Source organism: Gimesia aquarii, assembly GCF_007748195.1.
Classification (GTDB): Bacteria; Planctomycetota; Planctomycetia; order Planctomycetales; family Planctomycetaceae; genus Gimesia; species Gimesia aquarii.
Map to the genome: position 1 here is coordinate 3,184,904 of NZ_CP037920.1, position 17,619 is coordinate 3,202,522.

15 protein-coding genes are annotated in these 17,619 nt (G+C 45.3%); 11 read left to right on the forward strand and 4 right to left on the reverse strand.

Going from position 1 to position 17,619, the window contains the following annotated elements; all coding sequences use genetic code 11:
* The first annotated feature begins 60 nt into the window (after nucleotides 1-60).
* The 3 genes from trhA (at nucleotide 61) to V144x_RS12720 (ending at nucleotide 3,183) form a co-directional block, all read left to right on the forward strand.
* Entirely contained in the window at nucleotides 61-726 is a 666-nt protein-coding gene (trhA, locus tag V144x_RS12710; RefSeq protein ID WP_144985529.1) for a PAQR family membrane homeostasis protein TrhA, read from the forward strand.
* Between the two features lie 264 nt (nucleotides 727-990).
* On the forward strand, nucleotides 991-2,235 hold the full coding sequence (locus V144x_RS12715) for an exo-alpha-sialidase (RefSeq protein ID WP_144985530.1): 1,245 nt from the start codon (nucleotides 991-993) through the stop codon (nucleotides 2,233-2,235).
* Nucleotides 2,236-2,259: 24 nt separating this feature from the next.
* Nucleotides 2,260-3,183 (forward strand): hypothetical protein, encoded by a 924-nt coding sequence (locus V144x_RS12720; protein WP_144985531.1) that lies wholly within the window; start codon nucleotides 2,260-2,262, stop codon nucleotides 3,181-3,183.
* Between the two features lie 11 nt (nucleotides 3,184-3,194).
* On the opposite strand, the gene V144x_RS12725 is transcribed toward V144x_RS12720, so the two are convergent.
* Nucleotides 3,195-4,310 (reverse strand): alpha/beta hydrolase family protein, encoded by a 1,116-nt coding sequence (locus V144x_RS12725; RefSeq protein ID WP_144985532.1) that lies wholly within the window; start codon nucleotides 4,308-4,310, stop codon nucleotides 3,195-3,197.
* A 333-nt stretch (nucleotides 4,311-4,643) separates the two neighbouring features.
* On the opposite strand from V144x_RS12725, the gene V144x_RS12730 reads away from it, so the two are divergent.
* Entirely contained in the window at nucleotides 4,644-7,709 is a 3,066-nt protein-coding gene (locus tag V144x_RS12730) for a PSD1 and planctomycete cytochrome C domain-containing protein (protein ID WP_144985533.1), read from the forward strand.
* Nucleotides 7,710-7,713: 4 nt separating this feature from the next.
* Nucleotides 7,714-9,174 (forward strand): DUF1501 domain-containing protein, encoded by a 1,461-nt coding sequence (locus tag V144x_RS12735; RefSeq protein ID WP_144985534.1) that lies wholly within the window; start codon nucleotides 7,714-7,716, stop codon nucleotides 9,172-9,174.
* A gap of 25 nt (nucleotides 9,175-9,199) precedes the next feature.
* On the opposite strand, the gene V144x_RS12740 is transcribed toward V144x_RS12735, so the two are convergent.
* From V144x_RS12740 to ppsA, 3 genes are all read right to left on the reverse strand, one after another.
* Nucleotides 9,200-10,450, reverse strand: a complete 1,251-nt coding sequence (locus V144x_RS12740; protein WP_144985535.1) for a serine hydrolase domain-containing protein — start codon at nucleotides 10,448-10,450, stop codon at nucleotides 9,200-9,202.
* Between the two features lie 281 nt (nucleotides 10,451-10,731).
* Nucleotides 10,732-11,181: a hemerythrin domain-containing protein gene (locus V144x_RS12745; protein WP_144985536.1), complete on the reverse strand. Its 450-nt coding sequence runs from the start codon at nucleotides 11,179-11,181 to the stop codon at nucleotides 10,732-10,734.
* 36 nt (nucleotides 11,182-11,217) lie between these two features.
* Nucleotides 11,218-13,662, reverse strand: a complete 2,445-nt coding sequence (gene ppsA, locus V144x_RS12750) for a phosphoenolpyruvate synthase (RefSeq protein WP_144985537.1) — start codon at nucleotides 13,660-13,662, stop codon at nucleotides 11,218-11,220.
* A 451-nt stretch (nucleotides 13,663-14,113) separates the two neighbouring features.
* Between ppsA and atpD the strand changes: the two genes are divergently transcribed.
* Genes atpD through V144x_RS12780 form a run of 6 tightly spaced genes read left to right on the forward strand, consistent with a single transcriptional unit; the run spans nucleotide 14,114 to nucleotide 17,601 of the window.
* A complete protein-coding gene (atpD, locus tag V144x_RS12755; RefSeq protein WP_144985538.1) occupies nucleotides 14,114-15,520 on the forward strand; it encodes a F0F1 ATP synthase subunit beta in 1,407 nt (468 codons plus the stop codon).
* Nucleotides 15,520-15,915: a F0F1 ATP synthase subunit epsilon gene (locus V144x_RS12760; RefSeq protein WP_144985539.1), complete on the forward strand. Its 396-nt coding sequence runs from the start codon at nucleotides 15,520-15,522 to the stop codon at nucleotides 15,913-15,915. The genes atpD and V144x_RS12760 overlap by 1 nt, the downstream gene beginning before the upstream one ends.
* The gene (locus tag V144x_RS12765; RefSeq protein WP_197998902.1) at nucleotides 15,908-16,261 is read left to right on the forward strand and encodes an AtpZ/AtpI family protein; all 354 of its coding nucleotides are present in this window, start codon (nucleotides 15,908-15,910) and stop codon (nucleotides 16,259-16,261) included. Before V144x_RS12760 ends, V144x_RS12765 begins: the two co-directional genes overlap by 8 nt.
* Nucleotides 16,261-16,581, forward strand: coding sequence for an ATP synthase subunit I (locus V144x_RS12770; RefSeq protein ID WP_144985540.1), 321 nt, complete (start codon nucleotides 16,261-16,263; stop codon nucleotides 16,579-16,581). Before V144x_RS12765 ends, V144x_RS12770 begins: the two co-directional genes overlap by 1 nt.
* Nucleotides 16,578-17,306, forward strand: coding sequence for a F0F1 ATP synthase subunit A (locus tag V144x_RS12775; RefSeq protein WP_144985541.1), 729 nt, complete (start codon nucleotides 16,578-16,580; stop codon nucleotides 17,304-17,306). Before V144x_RS12770 ends, V144x_RS12775 begins: the two co-directional genes overlap by 4 nt.
* Nucleotides 17,307-17,322: 16 nt before the next feature.
* Nucleotides 17,323-17,601, forward strand: coding sequence for a F0F1 ATP synthase subunit C (locus V144x_RS12780; protein ID WP_144985542.1), 279 nt, complete (start codon nucleotides 17,323-17,325; stop codon nucleotides 17,599-17,601).
* Nucleotides 17,602-17,619 lie beyond the last annotated feature (18 nt).

Here is a 17,619-nt window from a genome sequence, read left to right on the forward strand (position 1 = left end):
GGGATCTTAGTGTATTTCACTATACTCTTCGCTTCAAAATCAAGCCAGCATAACTAAGTCATGATAATGGAATCCAACGATATTTCGACAACAAGAATGCCTGAGCATCGGCCCGTGGACGAGTGCGCTAATCTAATTACACATGGTCTTGGGTTTTTACTGAGCGTCGTTGCATCAGTTGTACTGATGGCCTTGGTAGTGAAAGATCATCAGGCGATTAATATCATAGCCTGTAGCATCTATTGTTGCTCTCTGATAGGGTTGTATGCGGCATCGACTCTCTCACACATGTTTTACGATCTCGCTTGGCGTCGTTTTTTTCGTACCTTGGATCAGGTCTGTATTTATTTACTCATCGCGGGATCATACACACCATTTGCTGTGGTTTTCCTGTGGCATCAATGGTGGCCGCTTCTGCTCGTTGTGATGTGGATTCTGGCACTATTTGGTATTCTCCTTGTTTTATATATGCGGAACCTGACACCGACCGCGATGCTCACTTACGGCTTGCTTGGCTGGCTACCTGTCATCTCTCTAAAAACATTGTACGAAGTTACTCCATCTGAAGTGTTTGCATGGATCATTGCTGGTGGGTTCTTTTATTCTATAGGCGCGGTCTTCCTGTTGCTCGATCGACGTGTTCGATATTTCCACGCTCTCTGGCACACATTTGTCATTGCCGGCAGTACCTGCCACTATATCGCACTTTTATTATTTGTGATCTAACGCAATTGTTAGAGAAATTCAGATACCGAAATCAAAGCAGATCTTTCAATCAGACATGTCACGTTAGCCTGTGTCCAGGTTTATTGTAGCTTCTTCAGGATTGTTTGAATCTCGTATCGTTACTTTGCAGCCGCTATGCTTATCTTGGATGTGCTATAGACAAATGCTTGATTTTCTGGGCATACTATCTGAATATCAAAAGAACAAGTGCATGTAAAAGCGAAGTAGAGTAACTGTAAATTGACTCAATTGAAAGAAATAAAGATGCTTGTGCTAAATCGATTACAGATGATGCTTTGCTGTTTGAGTAGCATTTTCCTGGTTTTACAATGTAAAAATAGTTGCGCTGGGGAAGATGAGAAACCACTCTCTTATACCATTTCGCGGCAGGTGTTGCTGCAATCGAAACCGAATGAGCATACCTGGTTTCACCCACGTGTTGCTGCGATTATAGAACCAGATTCCAAGCAACCGTCAACTGTATTGATGACTTTACAGAAACTGTTACCAGTGTCTGACTATTTTTCTGGAATGAGTTGGATGTTGTTCTCTTCAGGACCGAATCAATGGAGCAAACCGATTACGCCTCCTGAACTAGGCTGGAAGAAAGAAGCAGGGGATGTCGATATCGCTGTTGCCGATGTTACGCCTGTTTGGCATCCTCAGCTTCAAAAGGTGATCGCCGTTGGTACACAAGTTCGGTATAACCAACAGGGGCATCAACTGGATGATCAAACGCGTTCACATCAAACCGCGTATGCCGTTTATGATCCTGAAACCAAGGATTGGACTTCCTGGAAGGTTCTACAAATGCCTCAGGATGAAAAATATAATTATGCCTGCAGTGCGTGCGCCCAATGGCTAGTGGAGCCGGATGGAACGCTTCTACTTCCTTTCTATCACGGCCCCGACAGCAAAACTCCCTTCTCTGTTACAGTTGTGCGATGCACATTTGATGGAAAAGAGATTCAATTCAAGAACGCCGGAAATAAATTGGCACTCAACATCAAGCGCGGTTTGTTCGAACCTTCTTTGATCAAATATCAGGATCGTTATTTTTTGACGCTCAGAAATGATTTAAAAAGTTATGTCTCAACTAGCAAAGACGGTCTACATTTCAAACCAATCAAAGCCTGGACTTTTGATGATGGAGCAGATCTGGGTAGCTATAACACGCAACAGCACTGGGTCGCCCATAGTAACGGTTTGTTTCTTGTTTATACGCGGCGTGGTGCGAACAACGATCACATCGTCCGGCATCGTGCCCCGCTGTTTATGGCTCAGATCGACCCAGAGAGACTGACGGTACTTCGAAAAACTGAGAAGATACTCGTTCCGGAAGAAGGCGCTCTACTCGGTAATTTCGGAGCGGCTAAGATTAATGAAAAGGAATCCTGGGTCACGGTAGGAGAACGCCGCAACTTTAAAAAGATCCCACAAGACCAATGGAAGCCGAATTCGGTGTATCTCGTCAAAATCAAATGGTCTAAACCGAATCGTGAGAACTAGTATTCACCCAGGAAGAGATCACTGATGACAACAAAATGGAATTGTGTACTGGAGTTGGATCGTCAGCGTCAGCATGTCTCAGGCAGTACAACTGTGTTACAAAAATCGATTTGTGCCGGGGCGGACCTGCGTGTAGGAACCGGATTTCGGCACAATGAGCATATCGATACCACCTCCGACTGTAATGAGCTTATCCGTGAAGTCATGGACTTTCGAGTGACCTATCTGTTAGACAGCCGTTGGGTCGCAGGGATCGAAACGCTACGCATGCCAATCTCATTGCCAGATGGTTTTGGACCAAGGGCATCGATGTCTTTTTTTATCTACAATCAGGATGGGCATCAAGCAATAGCGAGACCGCATCTGGATGGACAACCTGCACATGGTGAACTCGGACCATCTCCCGTTGCCTCACATGCCGAAATGCCCAAGTATCATGAACTGGCCAGTTGGGATGCTGACACGAATGCACCGAGCAGTAATTTTATTTATGAGTTTGAATACTTTCGTTATTTCGTGCACGATGCCTGGGAAGAAGTTCTCTCACATGATGCAGAAGGACAGATTGAATCTGGCTCGTTAGAGGCATTAATTGACGCGTTTACCGAGGGGGGTGAGATTAAAGTCGCCATTCATAATCTCTGTACCGATTTGGGTAGTCCGGAAGAGACTCAACTAGAGCATGACGTATTTGTGCATGTTGGTGCGGGTTATTATTACACAGAAAGAAACCAATTCATGGCTTCTGCTAATCCTGTAGTGAGGACGCGCCCCAGGATCCCACTCGGTTACGGTACCTCTTGCTGGGATTTCGGCTGGGTCATGCCACGTACCGATGGTCACTTGGCACGCTGGCTCTGTAATCCTTATACATTACAATTTGAGAAATCATCTACCAGACATTCGATGCGTTGGTTTGTAAGTCGCTCAGTAAAAAGTAATGTCTAAAGAATCTGTTTTTACAGATGTTTTTTAACAAACGCCCAGGCCGATCTATCATCGAATTCGTGTCCGCCATCAAACACGACATGTTCGAATCGATCCTGCACTTTGAGTTTTTTAAAATATGCTGCAGAACGTGGTGCTATCGATTTCCCCATTTCCCGATGCGAGGCTTTATCCTTAGAACCTGCTTGAATTTGATGCGCACGAGGACAGATCAGCGCAACGAGATCTGCATCGTTAAACAGTGTCATACGATTCATGAACCGGAAGTCTGTCGGAACAGACAATTCATTCTGTGCGTACCGGCCTTCCTGTACTCCAAAGTAACAGCTCGATACAGAGACTTTGATGCGCGTATCGATTGCGGGAGTTACCTGCGCATAATATCCGCCATAAGAGAGGCCAACCATTCCGATTCGGTTTGAGTCGACTTCCGGGCGTTGAATCAGTTCATCTAAGGCATATGTGATCTTCGCAATTTCCACTGCTGTGATACTTGTTCCAATGAGACGCATGCGGTCGTCAATCTGTCTGCGAATCTCTTTGGGATAACCATCGGCTCGGAACAGATGCTGTGGCGCGTAAACTAGATAGCCATGCTTGACAGCCCCACGGACCATATCATTGTAATTGGCTCCACCGTTGAACAATGCTACTTCGGGGGAGCCTCCGCCACCGTGCATTGAGATGATAAGTGGAGTTTTCCCTTTGGCTGACTTTGGGACAATGTAAATGCCTTCGGAGTGAACTCCTGGCAGGATCGGGAACATTGCTCTGTAATACGTTCCAATAGAGTCTTCACCAATCTGCTGGAATGTAGCGGCTTTGTTAGGACGTTTGCCAGGTGGTGGATATCCAATACTCTCACAAAATGCGCTTCGGAGTGGTGCAGCCGATTTCTCGAATGCCTGGGTCGTTGAGTAATCGGGTTGAAAAAGCTGGTGGAAGCGTGATCTGTCTGCGGCAATCGTTTGGATGTATTCATCCAGTTCTCGTGCCTGTTCTGTGCGCAATGGATTCGAGTCTGCAACGTTCTGGTTAAAGTATTTTGGTTTTGCAGGTTCTGATTGTGCGATTGCCAGTGATGGGATGGCAATGTTGATCACGACGAGTATCTGAGCTAACTTCATGAAGGTCTATCCTTTCGATGTGTGCTGATTTCTAAAGCAGTTATTATTTTGTTAGGTCAGAATCTTTTCAAACATCGATTCATTCTATCCAGTGCTTACCCCTTACGTCTATTGAGAGCAGGAACTCAGATCATTTTTGTTTTTGGGAATGTAAACTGGAAGGATTCGTCTTTAGTATTGTTTTTGAATTACTTGTAAAGTGGATTGGTTTGTGTATTGAAGCGTGTAACTTTTGCTATCATCTTCATGGTGTTCATGATATAGTTGTGTAAGAAGTCTAAACGTATCGATCAAGCCGACAGTAGTAAAGAATGCGCTGCTTAGAGGGTGCTCATGTTAAATATGACAAAGCTATTTCTGATTGCCTCGCTGGCTACTTTCATCACATCTGTTGCTGCAGCAGAAGAAAAAATCGAATTCAATCGTGATGTCTTGCCGATTCTTTCCAATCATTGTTTTATTTGTCATGGACCAGATTCAGCGACTCGTGAATCTGGCTTGAGGTTAGATCAACGAGAATCTGCTATAGGAAAGTCAGAGTCTGGCAAAAGAGCAATTGCACCCGGCAATGTCGAAGTCAGTGAACTCATACACCGCATCACGACCGAAGATGAGAACGAGCAGATGCCACCCGCTGACGGACCTAAACGGCTCAATGCAGCTCAGATTGCGATACTGAAAGCATGGATCGCGCAAGGTGCTGAGTATCAACTGCATTGGGCGTTCGTAGCACCGAAACAACCGGAGAGACCCAAGCCACTGAATACCGCTTGGCCAAAGAATGAGATTGATCTCTTTGTATGTATGGAGATGGAACGTGCCGGACTGAAACCTGCTCGTGAAGCGAGTCGTGAGACGTTGATTCGACGTGTTGCCTTTGATTTAACGGGTCTGCCTCCCACACTTAAAGACATTGATATCTTTCTTGCTGATAAATCTTCCAAAGCATATGAGCGGATGGTTGATCGCTATCTCAATTCACCCGCTTATGGCGAACACATGGCAAAGCACTGGCTTGACCTGGCTCGTTATGCAGACAGCAACGGTTATCAATATGATACAGAACGAGAACAATGGGTCTGGCGTGACTGGGTCATTAATGCCTATAACAAAAATAAACCATTCGATGAATTTACAGTCGAGCAACTTGCCGGTGATTTATTACCAAATGCGACTGGTCAGCAAAGGTTGGCGACCGGCTTTAATCGAAATCATGGAATTACCATCGAAGGAGGAATCATTGATGAAGAGTATCGTACTGAGTACGTAATGGACCGACTGGTTACCACGGGGGAAGTGTGGCTGGCACTCACAATTGGTTGTGCTCGTTGTCACGAACATAAATACGATCCGATTTCGCAAAAAGAATTCTATCAGCTTTACGCTTTTTTCAATCAGGTCCCGGAACGAGGCATGCGCGGATTTGCTCCTAAAGAACGTATTCCTTCGCCACTGGCTAATTCAATACAGCAAGAAATCGAAACGAAGTTAGCGCGTCTGAAGGCGGAGTTAAGGAAGCCGATTGATCTCGACAGGCAATTGGATATATGGTCCCAAGACATCTCCAGGCAGTCTGTTCGCGGTTGGACTGTCGTAGAACCTTTGGTAATGAAATCATCCGGCGGAACAACGCTCATAAAACTTGTCGATCATTCGATTCTCACCAGCGGGGCAAATCCACAAAAAGATGTTTACGAAATGACAGCCCAAACTGATGCAACGGGCATGACAGCGGTCAGGTTGGAAGCGCTGACACATAAGTCACTCCCTGGCGGTGGCCCAGGACGGCACAGCAACTCGAATTTTGTCTTAAGTGAATTCGAATTGACAGCAATTTCCATAGCAGATCCGTCGCAACGGCAAGAAGTGAAGTTCCATCGCGCCATTGCCGATTATTCACAAGCAAACTATGAAATTGCAAAAGCCATTGATGGTAGTGTAGCGGGCAACAATGGCTGGGCCGTGGATGGTCCGACTCGTAAACTACCAGCGACAGCAATGTTCATTGCCTCCACTCCTTTTGGCTATAAAGGTGGCACCGAGCTACAATTCCGTCTTCGTCACGAGGCTGGTTTTGCAACACATGGTATTGGACGTCCGAGATTTTCAATTACTGAGGATTCCGATAAAACGCTTGAGTTACATGGTATTCCAGCTAAGATTCGGCAGATTGCAGCTAAAAAACAAAATCAACGTAACTCTAATGAACAAAAACAAATTCGCGAGTATTTTCTGACCCATCACAGCCCGAAACAAAAGCTGAAGCAACGCATAGCCGACTTGGAAAAACAAAAAGTGGCAGCGTTTCCTGAGACCATGATCATGCAGGATCTGGCCCAGCCACGGGCGACCTATCTTCTTGATCGCGGGCAATATAATGAGCCACGTGATCAAGTCGCTCCTAATGTCCCCGCGATTTTCCCGGCAATGCCAACGACAACGGCAAAGAATCGACTCGGATTTGCCGAATGGCTCGTCGATCCCAATCACCCGTTGACTGCGCGTGTTGCTGTGAATCGCTACTGGCAACGAATATTTGGTATGGGTTTAGTCAAAACGTCTGAAGATTTTGGCGTGCAAGGAGAATTACCCAGCCATCCAGACTTGTTGGACTGGTTGGCATTGGAGTTTGTGCGCAGTGGTTGGGATGTCAAACATATGCAGCGATTGATCGTGAATTCGGCGACCTATCGACAGACCTCTCACGTCGGTGCGGCTGCTTATGCACAGGATCCGGAAAATCGATTGCTCGCCCGAGGACCGAGAATGCGACTGGATGCCGAGCAGATTCGGGATGCCACGTTAGCGATTGGCGGTTTGCTTGTGCAACGATTGGGTGGGAAAAGTGTCTACCCTTATCAGCCAAAAGGACTCTGGCTTGAATTGAACAACCGCCCTAATTATTCCAGGGAATACGCGCGGGGATCTGGAGAGGATCTCTATCGGCGGAGTCTGTATACATTCTGGAAGCGTACAGTACCTTCACCGATGTTGAAAACACTTGATGCCCCGGAACGTGAGTTTTGTACGATTCGTCGGTCACGCACCAATACACCCTTGCAAGCGCTGTTGTTAATGAATGGTCCACAATTCGTCGAAGCTGCTCGAAAATTAGCAGAACGGATGCTGATCGAAGGTGGTTCGCATGTCGATGGACAAATTAAGTACGGATTCAGACTGGTAACGGCTCGGAATCCCAGTAAGGCAGAACTTGCTGTTTTCCGTGAAGCATATGATACGGATTTGAAAAATTACACCAACGATCAGGCAGCAGCAATCAGACTGCTACAGGTTGGTGATTCATCTTTTGATACGAAATTGAATACTGCCAGGCTAGCTGCTTACACGAGCCTCGCTCGTTTGTTTCTGAACCTGGACGAAGCGATTACGAAGGAATAATAGTATGTCACATCCGCTTTCAGATTTACAATTTCTCGAAAACCGGCGGCAGTTCTTCGGCCGTTCAACTACCGGCATTGGTGTTGTGGCGCTGGGATCATTACTGAATCGTGATTTATTTTCAAAAGAGACAGCCACCAATCAAATGCGCATAGGAGGGTTACCGGGAATTCCTCACTTTGCGCCCAAAGCGAAGCGTGTGATCTATTTGCTGCAGTCAGGTGCGCCTTCTCAAGTTGACTTGTTTGATTACAAGCCATCGCTCGATCAACTTCACATGAGCGACTTACCAGATAGTGTGCGTAAGGGACAAAGGCTGACGGGAATGACAGCGGGGCAGAAGAAATTCCCCGTCATCAAATCACCCTGGAAATTCCAGCAACATGGAGACTCAGGAACGTGGTTGAGTGAACTTTTGCCACATATGCAGGGGGTGGTCGATGATATTTGTGTTGTGAAATCAATGCATACAGAAGCGATTAATCATGACCCGGCGATTACTTTTTTTCAGTCGGGACATCAACAGCCCGGTCGTCCGAGTATCGGTGCCTGGCTCAGTTATGGATTGGGTAGTGAAACTGAAAATTTACCGTCGTTTGTTGTGTTACTGAGTAAGAATTCTTTTCATCAGGCGCAGCCGCTGTATGATCGGTTGTGGGGCAGTGGATTCCTGTCATCGAAATTCCAAGGGGTGAAATTCCGTAGTCAGGGAGACCCGGTTTTATATCTAAACGATCCTGCCGGGGGTAGTGATGCGAATCGACGTATGATGCTTGACCGTCTTTCCAAGCTGAATCAATTACGAGAACAAGAGATCGGAGATCCGGAAATTACTTCTCGGATTGCCCAATATGAAATGGCATACCGCATGCAAACATCGGTACCAGAGTTGGCTGATATTTCTAGTGAGTCTGCCAGTACTCTGAAACTGTATGGAGACGACGTCAAGGAGCCTGGATCACATGCGGCAAACTGTCTGCTGGCCCGGAGGTTGGCAGAACGTGGTGTGCGATTCATTCAGATATTTCATCGTGGTTGGGATCATCATAGCAATGTACAGAAACATTTACCGACGCTGACCAAACAGACGGATCAAGGCTCTGCAGCGCTCATTGCTGATCTAAAACAGCGCGGCATGCTCGACGAAACACTTGTCATTTGGGGGGGAGAGTTCGGTCGCACCGTTTATTCGCAAGGTAATCCTAAGTCGTTTGGTCGCGATCATCACCCACGTTGTTTTTCGATTTGGATGGCCGGTGGTGGCATTAAGCCGGGAATTAGCTACGGACAAACTGATGACTACTGTTATAATATTACAGAGAGTCCCGTACACGTACACGACTTTCACGCCACAATTCTACATTGCCTTGGTATCAATCATGAACGTTTGACGTATCGTTTCCAAGGGCGCGATTACCGTCTCACTGACGTGCACGGAACCATCGTAAAAGATATTCTGCAGTAACTTCGAAACATTTGAAATACTTGGCTTATTTTTCAACAGCTTCAGAAATCACTGGTTTTAAAGCCGTTTCGAGCAGGAATGAAAAAGGCATGGTTTGTTCCATTGTCACGACGATCAGGTCGTCTTTGGGAGATGACCAATAGTGCGTACTGGCAGCACCTCCCCAACCATAATCACCAACTTTGCGAGCAGAATCAAACTGGCTTGGCTCAACACAAACCGAAAACCCATAGCCAAAACCAACACCATCGCGGACTGATTTACCAAATTTAATCCAGCCGACCTCTTTGGGAACATGATTTTGAGTCATAAGCTTAATCGTTTCGGGTTTTAAGATTCGTTTTCCATTTAATTGACCTCCATTACGTAGTGCAATGAGAAATTTCATATAGTCGGAAATCGTGCCAACCAGACCACCGCCACCGGAAAGAAGATTCGGTTTTTTCAGATAGCGACTGGTCGCGGGATCATCGATTAATTCGCCACCCGGCTTGTAGTTTGCGGAAAACCGAGCTTGCTTTTCTTTTGGAACGAAGAACCCTGTATCGCTCATATCCAAAGGTGTAAAAATATTATCCTGCAGGTATTTATCGAATGGTTGTTTGGACACAACTTCGATAAGTCGACCCAGAACATCAATTGACGTTCCATAAACCCAATCTGTTCCGGGCTCGTACATTAAGGGGGTTTGTCCCATTTTTTGAGTCATCTTCTGCAGCGTATTGTCTCGATTAATGGCATCTTCTTTTTTGACAAGCTTGCCATATTCACCAGCTGCCCCATAGACCAGACCCGCTGTGTGCGTCATCAGCTGTGCGACAGTGATCGGGTTTTTCGCTGGCTTGATTCCTTCCTCTCTGAAAACGGTCATTGCTTTTAATTCAGGAATGTACTTGCCAATGGGATCGTCTGGCGAGATCTTTCCTTGCTCTATTAATTGCATGACTGCAGCAGTTGTGATCGCTTTCGACATCGAATAAATGCGGAAGATGGTATCTTTTTGCATTTCTTTATCACGTTCGACATCCATCTTACCGTACGTTTCAAAGAAACAAACCTGTCCTTTTCGTGCTACCATCACTGATGCGCCTGCCAGTCGTTTCTTGGCGATGAGATCATTGACAATAGTTTCAACTTTTACAAGTTTGTCGGCTGACATACCCACTTCAGTGGGACTAACGACAGGTAAATCTTCTGCTTGGTTTTGATCGAGCCCGGTCCCGAAAAGGGCAATGGATATCCAGACCAGTTGTTTTAGTTTGAGATGCATTTTCATAGTTTGATACTTTATTTTCAGGGAGTGAAATCGTGTTAGGTATTTCAGTGTATCAATTAAAATGTCATCTGTCAGCTATAAATGCTCCGTCTCGTGATCTGTCTTGGTTCTTGGGATAAGATACCGCTGTTTGAGACAACTTGAGACGATCTAGATTGTTAAAAACTATAACAATCGATTCTCTAAGCAGGAGGAAGTGATAATACGTTTTCTAATAATCTAGTCGCCAACCTTATACCCGCGCAGATCTTCAAAACCCTCGCAGTGCTTTAGTCCTTCTTTTATGAGGGTGATTGCTTAAAGGCTTGCTGAACCATATTAATTTCTTGGTTTTCGTGTGCACGCAGGTCGGTCAACAAAGCATCAAATTGTTTTAATGCTTCATCCCAGCTTTGGAAAGGGTGTTCTGATTCTTTTAGTCTTGCAATGAAATTATCAATGTTACACAAACTTTCTGCATGTTTCTTGTGAAAGTCTGGTACCATAATACAGCAACCGGGTGACTCATCAAAAATGGGTTTAAAGTATCCCTCCCGTTCTTCATTCTTAAAGTGCTTTGCCAGTAAATCGCGAAAATATTTCACTCGTGTTCCCAATTCACCAAATTTAGGAAAACCTTTTTCTTTCAGTTGCTCTGTCCAGTCAGCCAGTTCGTTTATGTGAGCGAGGATTTCTTCATGCTCATCTAACAATAACTGTATATGTTCATTGGGATTCGATTTTGGGGCCATAGTTAACTCCTTTTATTGTTAAGTTAAAATGATTCATCATAAGGTCAAATTCCCTTTCATTTCTGGACTGGAAACAGGTGGTTCCAATTCCGCTTCGACTTCTGCGATATGTGAAACGGTTTTCAGTATGGAATCAGGATTCAGCGAAATACTGTCAATTCCCTGTTTAACAAGAAACTCGGCGATTTCAGGGTAATCGCTGGGAGCCTGTCCACAGATCCCGATTTTTTTACCTGCCGATTTGACCTTTTTGATGGCAGCCGCTAATGACTCCATGACGGCAGGATCACGTTCATCAAAGAGGTGAGCCACAATTTCCGAATCCCGGTCGACTCCCAGAGTTAATTGTGTCAGGTCATTCGAACCAATTGAAAAACCGTCAAAAATTTCAGCAAAGGCCTCTGCTTGAATCACATTACTGGGAAGCTCACACATGATGTAGATTTCCAGTCCTTCTTCTCCGCGACGCAGACCATGTTTCGCCATTTCGGCCAGCACTTTTTTTCCTTCATCTACTGTACGACAAAACGGAATCATTAGCTTCATATTTTTCAGGCCCATTGTCTCACGTACTCTTTGCATTGCCTGACATTCTAAACCGAACGCATCACGATAGTGCGGATGATAATAGCGGGAAGCGCCCCGGAAGCCGATCATGGGGTTTTCTTCTTTGGGTTCATAGCGATTTCCGCCAATTAAGTTCGCGTACTCATTTGTTTTGAAGTCACTCATTCGGACAATGACATCATGTGGATAAAAGGCGGCCGCAATCATGGCAACACCCTGAGCCAGAGTATCCACGAAGAATGACGGTTTATCATCATAAGATGAGGTTCGACGATCTATTTCGGATTTTAAGATGGGGTCTTTGAGATTTTCATACTCTAACAGTGCCATCGGATGAATGCGTATGAACGAGTTGATAATGAACTCCATCCGTGCCAGGCCAACTCCGTCACTGGGTAACATGGAGAGGCGAAACGCTTCGTTTGGATTTCCAACGATCATCATCACCTTAGTTTCAGGACGAGGAATTTGAGAGAGATCGACCTTTTCAACCTCATAGTCGAGCTGACCCTCATAGACATAGCCGGTATCGCCTTCTACACAAGAAACTGTGACCATTGATCCTGAAGGTATGGAAATCGTTGCCTGTTCTGCTCCAACAATTGCCGGCAATCCGAGCTCACGGCTCACAATTGCTGCATGGCAGGTGCGACCTCCTCGATTCGTCACAATCGCAGCTGCCTTTTTCATAATGGGTTCCCAGTCTGGATCAGTCTTCTCGGTAATTAGTACATCACCGGGTTGAACTTCATCCAAGTTGTCCGCACTATGAACGACGCGGGCGATTCCATGACCGATTCGTTCTCCTACACTCCGCCCGCAAGTCAGAACTCTTCCACGCTGATTTAACTGATAGGTCTTTAAAAGTTGAGTTTTATTCTGTGAGTGAACTGTTTCCGGTCGAGCCTGTACAATAAATAATTCTTGTGTCATTCCATCTTTTGCCCATTCAATATCCATAGGGCAAGGATGTCCTTTCACTTTTGAATAATGATCTTCGATGAGACATCCCCATCGGGCCAATATAAGAATGTCGTCATCATTTAAGGCGAACTGTTTCCGATCTTTGTGTGAAACTGGAATATTTCGGATCATTTTCTCCCCACCAGTATCATACACCAACTTAAATTCTTTCGATCCTAATGATTTATTCAGAATAGGTTGGTATCCGTTTTTGAGGGTTGGCTTGAATACATAGTATTCATCAGGATTTACGCTGCCTTGTACGATGTTTTCACCCAGTCCATATGCGGCGTTAATCAAAATGGCATCTTTGAATCCGGTCTCGGTATCGATTGTGAACATCACTCCAGAAGCAGAAAGGTCTGATCGCACCATACGTTGTATGCCGATGGAGAGCGCTATTTCAAAATGGTCAAACCCTTTTTCTGTCCGATAAGAAATCGCTCGGTCTGTAAACAAAGAAGCAAAGCAGCGAAGGCAAGTATCGAGTAATACCCTTGGTCCTCGCACATTTAAATAAGATTCCTGCTGCCCAGCAAAACTCGCATCAGGTAAATCTTCTGCGGTGGCACTGCTGCGAACGGCGACATCGATACCCCCGGGAAGATGGTCGCTCAGCTTTTCGTACGCTTCCTGAATTTCCTCTTGAATCGATTGAGGAATCTTGGCAGAGAGAATGGCATGCCTGACTTCAAGGCCATGTTGTTGAAGATTGGTAATATCCGACGTATCCAGATCGCAGAGGATCTCTCGAATATGTTGGTCGAGGTCCGTTTCAGACAAAAAGCGACGATATGCGGTGGCCGTAGTTGCAAAACCGTTAGGGACGGAAATCCCTTCTGATTTCAGGTGATGATACATTTCTCCCAGCGATGCATTCTTGCCTCCTACTGAGGGGACATCTCTTATATCAATCTGATCAAACCAAAGTATCAGTGGTTCTCTAGTCATTGTGATCTCCTCCTTGAATTCAATATCTCAATGTGCTGCGGATCATTTTCACAATCAATTAAATCACAGAACAATCATTGTCGAATGCTGAAGATAAACATCCAGATGTAAGTCGTTAAACCAGATTCTAAAACGATTATCAGTGCTTTACAAATTTCTATTACTGTTTGCTTATTTTCGCGACTCTAGGAAGAATTAAGTACCAAGAAGTTCCCGGAACTTGCTAGAGGTAATTCCCGGTTCTGGTATAGGGAAAACCATTAGCCGACAGGCATGCTTCTCTTTGAAATGCAATAAAACGTTGAAAAAAGCGTATTTGAATTCTTTATCATTTCAGAAACGGTGAAAAAAATGATTGTTTTCAAACTGGGAGACAAGTAGCCAGCCAGATTTCTATTTGTTAGCATAAAATTAAGGGTTAAGAGGGTGGATTGACGGGAGAGGAGTACCAGTGACAACACAACAGAAGATCCAGTCAAATGAATTCAGCCTGGGAACCATTCTGTCAGTTCGAGGAAGTGTGATCGATGCTTGCTTTCCACATCAATTACCAGGAGTTCAAAGTGAGTTGCGTGCAGGGGAATCTCATGAAATTATTATCGAAGTACTCACGCAACTAGACAGCCATACCATTCGCGGAATTGCTTTAACCTCGACACGTGGCCTGTCGCGCGGTGCTCCAATCCATAACACAAGGCATCCACTCAGAGTTCCTGTGGGACGAAAACTATTAGGACGTATGTTGAACGTCTTTGGTCAGACGATCGATTCAGGAGAACCGATTAAGAGTGCCAATTGGCGATCTATCCACCATGAATCACCGGCTTTAGTAGAACGTCCTCCACGGTCCGAGATCTTTAAAACTGGTATCAAAGCCATTGATCTTCTTTCTCCCCTCGAACGTGGGGGTAAAGCAGGTCTGTTTGGTGGGGCAGGGGTTGGAAAAACGGTATTGATCACGGAGTTAATTCATAATGTCGTCGGCGCCCATAAAGGTGTGAGCTTGTTCTGTGGAATTGGAGAACGTTCCCGTGAAGCCGAAGAATTGTATCGGGAGATGAAACAAGCGGGTGTGCTGGAAAACACGGTGATGGTCTTCGGTCAAATGAATGAACCACCGGGAGCTCGTTATCGTGTGGGGCATGCGGCGTTGACGATGGCAGAATATTTTCGCGATGATCAACGACAAGATGTTCTGCTGTTGATTGATAATATTTTTCGATTTATTCAGGCTGGGACCGAAGTCTCAGGACTCATGGGTGAACTCCCTTCGCGTGTCGGGTACCAACCCACGCTTGCTTCAGATTTAGCGGAACTGGAAGAACGGATCTGTACAACGACAAATGGATCAATCACCTCAGTCCAAGCTGTTTACGTACCCGCAGATGATTTCACCGATCCTTCTGCAGTTCACACGTTTGCTCATCTTTCGACCTCAGTTGTGCTGTCTCGCAAGCGGGCTTCTGCAGGTTTATATCCCGCGATTGATTTGTTAAATTCAAGTTCAAAAATGTTAATGCCTCCCATTGTCGGGGAACGACATTATCAGGTGGCACAGTCCGTGCGTGGGACTTTGGCAAACTATGAAGAACTTAAAGATATCATTGCCATGTTGGGGCTGGAAGAACTTTCGCGAGAGGATCAACGAATTGTGAATCGAGCCCGCCGACTGGAACGTTTTTTGACACAACCTTTTTTTAGTACTGAGCAATTCACTAATTATCAAGGAAAATTCGTATCCCTGGAAGATACCTTACACGGTTGTGAACGTATTTTAAATGATGAGTTTCATGATGTGCCGGAACGCTCTCTGTATATGATTGGCGTGATTGAAGAAGCGGAGAAGGTGGCGGTTTGATGAATTTAAAAGTCCTATTGCCCACTGAAATATTTATTAATCAACCTGTCACTAAAATCATTGCGGAGGCGGAAAATGGTTCCTTCTGTCTCCTGCCAAAACACGTTGACTTCGTTTCTGCTTTGCTCCCGGGGATTTTGACTTATGTTGATGAACGGCAATGTGAATACTTTCTCGGTGTTGGTGGTGGGATTTTAACGAAAACGGGTTCAGAAGTGCGTGTCTCAACAATTTATGCTGTTCAGGGAGAAGACCTGGGAACGCTTCGTCAAAAAGTAATTAAACAATTTGAAATTATGAATGAACGCGAGCGACTGGCTCGTTCCGCCATTGCCAAACTGGAAGCAGATATTCTGAGGCACTTTGTGAAACAGGGAGTGAGTGCCGATGGATGATCAAACACCTGCAGAAGACGACGAAACTCCCAACAGAGATTTACAACCAGATCATTTGCAAATGCAAAATCAGAGGGAGATTGAAAAACGAATTGCTTCCCAGGAGATCCGTAAGCTCAAAGCAAAAAATGAAAAACATCACACCATCTGGTTTGGGCTTGGTATGTTTGGGCTCATTGGCTGGTCGGTCGCAATTCCCGCTGTCTTGGGAGCCACCATAGGCATGTGGATTGACTCACGCTGGCCGACGCCATACTCATGGAGTCTGATGTTGCTGATCGGTGGAATTGCCTTGGGTTGCTTTAATGCCTGGAAATGGTTGCATAAAGAAGGAGGAATCGATTGATGGACCTCAGTTTGGTTTTACAGCTTCTTGTTAGCTTGGGAACCGGGTTACTGTTGGGAGCATTATTCTTCGGCGGACTTTGGCTCACTGTAAAAAAACTCCCCAAAGTGAGTCAACCCTGGTTGTTGTTTTTACTGAGTGGCTTAAGCAGAACGGCACTGACACTCTGTGGATTCTGGTTTATCGGAATCTGGTTGTCACCAGACCATCAATGGCAGCGGATTATGATCTGTCTGTTAGGCTTTATGATGATGCGGTATTTTTTCACACGTTATATGAATCTAGCTAATGCATCTCTGTCGCGGGAATCTCATCAATGACCATGTTTCCTGACGAACCAATCTGGCAATGGGAATTTATCATTCTGAACCGGACAATTATTTATACATGGGTCGTCATGAGCATCCTGGTGTGCATCTCATGGCTCGTCACGCGTAATTTGTCTTCCAGTACGAAAATTTCGTGTGGGCAGAACTTATTGGAAGTACTGGTCACAGGACTACGAAACCAGATTCGAGAGGTCAGTCAACAGGATCCTGGTTCTTACCTGCCATTTATTGGCACACTGTTTTTGTTTATTGTCGTTTCCAATATATTGGCGATTGTTCCCGGTTATTATGCCCCTACCAGTTCACTCTCCACAACAGCGGCTCTGGCAACTTGTGTCTTTATTGCGGTCCCCATTTATGGAATTGCAAATCAAGGAGTCAAAGGATATCTCAAGCAATATATCAGTCCTTCCGTCCTCATGTTGCCTTTTAATATTATTGGAGAACTCTCTCGCACGCTGGCATTAGCAGTTCGCCTTTACGGTAATATGATGAGTGGTGCGGTGATTGCGGCGATCCTTTTGGGATTTGTGCCGCTATTTGTTCCGGTTTTAATGCAGGCGTTTGGATTACTGACGGGTGTCATTCAAGCTTATATATTTTCAGTTCTCGCCATGGTTTATATCGCATCGGCGACACAAGTGAGTGATGACTCAATTCGAAATAACAAAGTTCCTGAAATCAATTCGGAACAATCTCGTAATGATGAAAACTAAAGAGAGGAAGTTATTTATGGACTCAAACACGATGATTGCAGCGGTGTCAATCTTTACTGCAGGTATTACGATCGCGATTGGCTCAATTGGCCCTGCTTTAGGTGAAGGACGAGCCTTGGCACAGGCATTGAGTGCCATTGCTCAACAACCAGATGAAGCAAGTACAATCACCCGCACGCTCTTTGTAGGGTTGGCGATGGTGGAATCGACGGCGATTTACTGTTTTGTAATTTCCATGATTCTGATTTTTGCCAATCCGTTCTGGAATTTCTTTCTGCAGTCGAATGGTGGTTAATCAACTTGAATGACAACG